This is a genomic window from Roseibium sp., assembly GCF_025698965.1.
Taxonomy (GTDB): domain Bacteria; phylum Pseudomonadota; class Alphaproteobacteria; order Rhizobiales; family Stappiaceae; genus Roseibium.
This window is the reverse complement of record NZ_JAILWL010000412.1, coordinates 1-5,985: the sequence shown is the minus strand read 5'-3', so window position 1 is coordinate 5,985 and position 5,985 is coordinate 1. Positions and strand designations below refer to the sequence as shown.

Here is a 5,985-nt window from a genome sequence, read left to right as displayed (position 1 = left end):
CCGACAACCATGGACGCCGCAAGAAAAAACTGACCGATCATGAAGGAAACACCAGACAAGAGGTTCAAACGCGATTCTTCGGTTTCCTCCGCTGCCGCAAGCCTTTCATCAGATGTCATGACAGCCGTTGCAGCCGTTTCAAGTCCGCCGTAAACCGCCAGATCCCTTCTGCCCGCTGCCAGATCGGCGGCTCGCAAGCGCATTGCATCCGAGGCGGCATCCATGCGGCGAGCGCTTTTTTTGTCACTCGAGGAGTAGGAAAACCCGGCAAGCACCGCCCAGCCTCCCAGGAAAACCAACCCGGTGCAAAGAAGCGCAACAGAGATCAATCCCCAAACCAGAAGCAGGCAAACCGAGACGACCGACGCCAGAATTATCGGAACAACCAAACGCAGATAAACGGAGTCCAATAGCGTAACATCCAGCGTTAGGCGGTTCATCAGCAGCGCCGAGCGGTGGCCTTGCGTCCCACGGCGCGCGTAAGACGCAAACATCCTGTTTCTGAGATCAGTCAGAAACCGGAACGTCGCATCATGGGTCAAAACCCGCTCACCATACCGGCCGGTCGTACGGATGATGGCCAGAGCACGGATGATCGCGCTTGGTACGAAAATATTCAGAAAGACACCGCTCAGTCCGGCAATTGCTGCTGCGGTGATGAACCAGCCGGAAACGCCAAGGAGCAGAATACCCGCAGCCGCAGGCAGGATTGCGACCAGACATCCGAGCAAAAAATACAGTCTGTCGTGCCGATACTGGCTCCGGATGAGGGTCCAGACCGCGCTCATATGACGATCTCCCGCGCGGCCAGAGTGTTCGACGTCGACAAATCCATCTGCCTGTGAGCCAATGTCAGAACCGCGCGATCGTGCGTTGCGATCATTGCAGTCCGCCCAATGCATAGTTGTCTCAGCCCGGAGACGACATCTGCAGCTGTTTCTTCGTCCAAGCCGGCAGTCGGTTCATCTGCAAGCACGATGGTCGCATCCGTTCGCATTGCCGCACGCGCCAAGGCCACGCGCCGGATCTCACCAACCGACAAACCAAATCCGTCTTCTCCGAGAGGTGTTGCGAGCCCCTGCGGCAGGCGTCTGACAAGTCCGGCAGCACCGGCCAACTTTAACGCTGTCCAGATGTCTTCTTCCGAAATTGTAGCTGTATCGCTGACACCCTTGAGCAGATTTGCTTTCAAACCGCCGTGGAACAGGCGCGGCGACTGGCTCAGCCAAATGACGTTCTGGCGCAAGGGCGCAGCGATTTCCCGGATCGGTCGACCGTCGATCCGGATACTACCCTTTTCAGGTACGTGAAACCCCAGGATGCAATCCAACAATGTCGTCTTGCCGCTACCGCTGCCTCCGGTCAGAAGCAGAGTTTCACCCGATTGGATCTCCAGATTGAATTCCTTGAAAATCTGATGCTGTGACAGCTTCACGGAAACCTTTTCAAATTGAATAACTGGTGGCAGTGCGAACAGGCAGGATTGTTTGGTTTTTGCCGATTCACTCCTCGCGACTTCCCCGTCCGTGGTCAACGTCTCACCTGATCGAATATCAGCCAGGAGACTTGAGAGTTTTTCCTGAGCTGCAAGCCCGGCTGCACGGTCGTGGTAAGCGGTGGCGAACGCCCGGAGCGGTGCAAAGAATTCCGGCGCCAGTAGCAGCACAAAGAGACCGGCCTGATATCCTAGCGGTGCGCCCCAGGTTCCGACCCGGATCTCACCAAGCAACGAAAAACCGACATAAACTGCGCAAAATGCAATCCCGAGCGCTGAAAACAGCTCCAGGACCGTGGACGACAGAAAGGCAACTTTCAAAACCCGCATGGTTCCAACGCGAAACTTTTCGCCGCTAAGCTGAATGTCCTTCTTCGTTCGCTCCAGAGCTCCAAACAAAGTCAGGGTTTCAAGTCCCTTGATCCTATCCAGAAGTGTGCCACTAAGGCGGGTCAATTCCGCTTGCTGATCTGCGCTAGCTGCTTTTGCGCGCGTGCCGATCAGTGCCATGAACACGGGGATGATCGGTCCGCTCACCAAAAGGATCAGAGCCGCCAGCCAGCTGACGCAGGCGCTGGCGACGACAATCGCAATCGGCACAATCTTCAGGCGCATCAGCTGCGGCGTGTAGTTTTGATAAAAGGGGCCCAGAAGGTCTACCTGGTCAGTGATGTGAGCGGCGAAGGATCCAGACGCCGGAAAACCGGCAGCAGGCGAACAGGCAGTTGCCGACTTCAGGAGATCCACCCTTGCCCGTCTCTTGATCTGCCGGGCAACCAGACGGGACGCCTTCGATGCCATGTTTTGCAAAAATACCCGCAGGAATGCGATTGAAACGACACCACAAGCGGCAGCGAGCGAATAGGTCAAAGCATCAGGAGCAGCTTGATGTCCACTCGGGTCGATCTGGTACGCCAGTAGCGTACCGGCCGCCCAGGCAATCAACCCTGCTTGTGGTATCCAGAGCAAGTCCGACACCGATAGAACAAAACCAATGCGTTTCAGCCGGACAGTTTCCGACGTGTCCGGCAGTCCTATCGCAGTCTTGGCTGTTGAAGCGATAGACACCCCTCCTCCCAATTCATCTTTCATTTTCCGTCCTGCGCTGACCATTTTAGCTTAGTGTCGCTGTTCCTCTTCAAGTTCAAGAGGCATATGGCCGCTGTGCCGGTAATACCTGTCGAATGGATCCCAATATCTATACTTCGATGCAAGCCTCCGCACGTCCGTTCATCTAATATTTGAAAACCGGATCTATGCTGACAGGATGCTGTCAGGAGGCCTGTGCGAAAAATGTCTTTAAGGGAATACCCCCTTTGAAACATGGAGATAGATATGACTGGACCGTGTCTGGAACTGGTGATTTTCAAGGTCAAGGATGCCGACAAGGCACGCATCGCCCGTCGTGCTGCCCAGGACACCGTCAAGCAGTATGACGGTTTCATTTCGTGGACTGCGTATGAATCTTGTGAGGAGAAAGAGCTGTTCGCCGACGTTGTGTTGTGGCAGGACCTGACAACTGCCAAGGAAGCGGCAGAAAAGGTCATGAAGGATCCCGGTTTCGCGGCTGTCATGGCCGAAATCGACGGACTGGTTTCACTATCACACTACCAGGCAGACCGCACGGTGGAAGCTGAATCCGCCGCTGCGTAGATAGCTCGGACGGCACCAAGGGGCGGACCAAAGAACCTGCCCCTTGGTTGGAAGCTAAATGATAGTGTTTTCAGAAATCAGTTTGGGACGGTCTCATTTTCCGCAATCACTGCGGCGACAAGTGCTGAATCCAGATAAGCGCGCACTTTGCCGATCATGCCACTTTCATCGAAAGTGCAGACCCAGCAATAGCGATTGTCAAAAGGTTTGCCGTTGTGGGCAGTTGAAAGAGACTGCATCTCAACGATCGCCACTTGTCCGTCGAGATAAACATCAACAACCTTCAGCACGACACCTTCGTTCATGATCCGGTTCAGACGTTCAAATGTGGCGTGAAAGAAATCCGACTTGCTGGAGTAAGTGCCGGCAAGCGGGTGTGTGCCCATGACCTGCCACACAACATCGTCTCGTACACGTGCGAAAAATTCATCGCCGTGTCCGGTTTCGAGGTTTTTGAACAGGTTGCGGACCTGGTCTTTCTGGATCATTTCAGAATGCTTTCCCGGGGACTTCACACCGCTGGACAGAAATCCGTCAAATGAATCTTCAAAACACTGCGAACGGCTGTCTTACGTGAAAACCATAGCCCACAGCGCCCGGATTGCACAGCAGCGGTAAAAACAAAGACGGCGCCCAAGGGCGCCGTCACAAAACCCGATCCAAACGGATTTTACTTCATTGTCGGGATGACGAATTCTGCGCCGTCCTTCAGGCCGGACGGCCACCGGGACGTCACAGTCTTGGTTCGGGTGTAGAATTTGAAGCCGTCCGCGCCGTGCTGGTTCAGATCGCCGAAGCCGGATTTCTTCCAGCCACCGAAAGTGTGATAGGCGAGCGGCACCGGGATCGGCACGTTGATGCCGACCATGCCGATGTTGATGCGGGACGCGAAGTCACGCGCTGTGTCGCCATCGCGGGTGAAGATCGCAGTGCCGTTACCGTATTCGTGGCTAAGTGGCAGGTCGATTGCTTCTTCGTAGTTTTGTGCGCGCACAACGGAAAGAACCGGACCGAAGATCTCCGTCTTGTAGATGTCCATGTCCTTGGTGACATTGTCGAACAGACAACCGCCCATGAAGTAGCCGTTTTCATAGCCCTGCATGGAGAAGTTACGACCGTCAACAACAAGGTTCGCACCTTCCTTGACGCCCTGATCGACCAATCCCTTGACCCGGGCAAGAGCCTCCTTGGTGACCAGTGGACCGAAGTCAACGTCGTCGCCTGCGGTATACGGCCCGATTTTCAGAGCTTCGACCTTCGGCGCCAGTTTTGCAATCAGCGCATCAGCCGTGCTCTCACCAACCGGTACGGCAACGGAAACCGCCATGCAACGCTCACCTGCCGCGCCATATCCAGCGCCAATCAAAGCATCTGCCGCCTGGTCCATGTCAGCATCCGGCATGATGATCATGTGGTTCTTGGCGCCGCCAAAACATTGCGCGCGCTTGCCGTTGGCCGTTGCCCGGGAATAAACATATTGCGCAATCGGTGTGGAGCCGACAAAGCCCACAGCCTGGATTGTTTCGTCGTCGCAAATCGCATCCACGGCGCTCTTGTCGCCGTTGACAACGTTCAGGACGCCAGCCGGAAGACCGGCTTCGATCATCAGCTCGGCGAGCATGATCGGCACGGACGGATCGCGCTCGGACGGTTTCAGGATGAAAGAGTTGCCGCATGCAATTGCCGGGCAGAATTTCCACATCGGGATCATGGCGGGGAAGTTGAACGGTGTGATACCGGCAACGACGCCGAGCGGCTGGCGCATGGAATACATGTCGATACCCGGCCCTGCGCCTTCGGTGAACTCACCTTTGAGCATGTGCGGAGCACCAATGCAGAACTCAGCGACTTCAAGACCGCGGATTACATCCCCTTTGGCATCCGGCAGGGTCTTGCCGTGTTCACGGGACAGCGCTTCGGCGAGCTTGTCCATGTCACGGTTGAGAAGATCAACGAACTTCATCATGACACGGGCGCGGCGCTGCGGATTGGTAGCGGCCCATTTCGGTTGCGCTGCCGCCGCGTTTGCAATGGCGGCATCCATTTCCGCCTGGCTTGCGAGTGCAACCTGAGCCTGGATTTCACCAGTGGCCGGATTGTAGACATCAGCGTAACGACCAGAGGTTCCCTCAACCTGTTTGCCGTCGATAAAGTGACCGATCTTCTGCATTTCGCATTTCTCCCATGATGTCGAGGCCAGCCAGTGGTGCGCTACTCGACCAATCCTGTTCTCCCAATCTTTGTCTCTTTTATTTTTGCAATATACAAGATCCAGATTTCCGCATCTGTTGTGCATTTTTTATAGTTATGGCATGTGATTGACTTAACTTTGAAATCACGCCTCACATTGTCACGCCTGCCGACACAGGAGTTCATGTTGAGGGACTTTCTGCCTGTTAGCACCGGACAACCCGATCATACGGTCCCGGACGATGCATAAGGTTTGGGTCGTATTTATGAACTGGGATGACATCCGCATATTCCTGAGTATTGCACGCACCGGGCAAATCCTGGCCGCAGGCAGAAGGCTGGGTCTGAACCACGCGACTGTTGCCAGACGGCTTACGTCTTTGGAGGAAAGTCTGGGAACGCGGCTGTTCGACCGATCCACCTCGGGCTGTATCCTGACCGAAGCCGGGACCCGCTTTTTCGATCGGGCCGAACGTATGGAGGCGGAAGCAGTCGCTGCTGAAGCGGATCTCAGCGACGACACGCCAGAAATCACGGGCACAGTGCGCATTGGCGCCCCCGACGGATTTGGTGTTGCCTATCTCGCTCCGAGGCTTGGAAAGCTCTCTGAGAAGCACCCCGGCCTTACCATCCAGCTTGTGCCGGTT

General features: G+C 55.5%; 5 protein-coding genes and 1 pseudogene. 2 read left to right on the top strand and 4 right to left on the bottom strand.

All coding sequences use genetic code 11. The features are described from left to right. Together K5905_RS25505 and cydD are read right to left on the bottom strand one after the other, a co-directional pair. A pseudogene (locus K5905_RS25505) lies at positions 1–788 on the bottom strand (thiol reductant ABC exporter subunit CydC); the annotation flags it as partial. Further along, complete coding sequence (gene cydD / locus K5905_RS25500) at positions 785–2,587, bottom strand: thiol reductant ABC exporter subunit CydD (protein ID WP_297589391.1); 1,803 nt, start codon at positions 2,585–2,587, stop codon at positions 785–787. The gene cydD and the pseudogene K5905_RS25505, both read right to left, overlap by 4 nt. Before the next feature lie 243 nt (positions 2,588–2,830). Between cydD and K5905_RS25495 the strand changes: the two genes are divergently transcribed. Next, the gene (locus K5905_RS25495) at positions 2,831–3,148 is read left to right on the top strand and encodes a hypothetical protein (protein ID WP_297589390.1); all 318 of its coding nucleotides are present in this window, start codon (positions 2,831–2,833) and stop codon (positions 3,146–3,148) included. A 77-nt stretch (positions 3,149–3,225) separates the two neighbouring features. Here the strand turns inward: K5905_RS25495 and K5905_RS25490 are convergent, their stop codons facing one another. Both K5905_RS25490 and K5905_RS25485 read right to left on the bottom strand, forming a co-directional pair. Further along, positions 3,226–3,636, bottom strand: a complete 411-nt coding sequence (locus K5905_RS25490) for a nuclear transport factor 2 family protein (protein WP_297589387.1) — start codon at positions 3,634–3,636, stop codon at positions 3,226–3,228. A gap of 182 nt (positions 3,637–3,818) precedes the next feature. Then, the gene (locus K5905_RS25485) at positions 3,819–5,318 is read right to left on the bottom strand and encodes a CoA-acylating methylmalonate-semialdehyde dehydrogenase (RefSeq protein WP_297589385.1); all 1,500 of its coding nucleotides are present in this window, start codon (positions 5,316–5,318) and stop codon (positions 3,819–3,821) included. Between the two features lie 286 nt (positions 5,319–5,604). Here K5905_RS25485 and K5905_RS25480 point away from each other — a divergent pair. Further along, on the top strand, positions 5,605–5,985 hold a 381-nt coding region (locus K5905_RS25480), incomplete at its 3' end, for a LysR family transcriptional regulator (protein WP_297589383.1).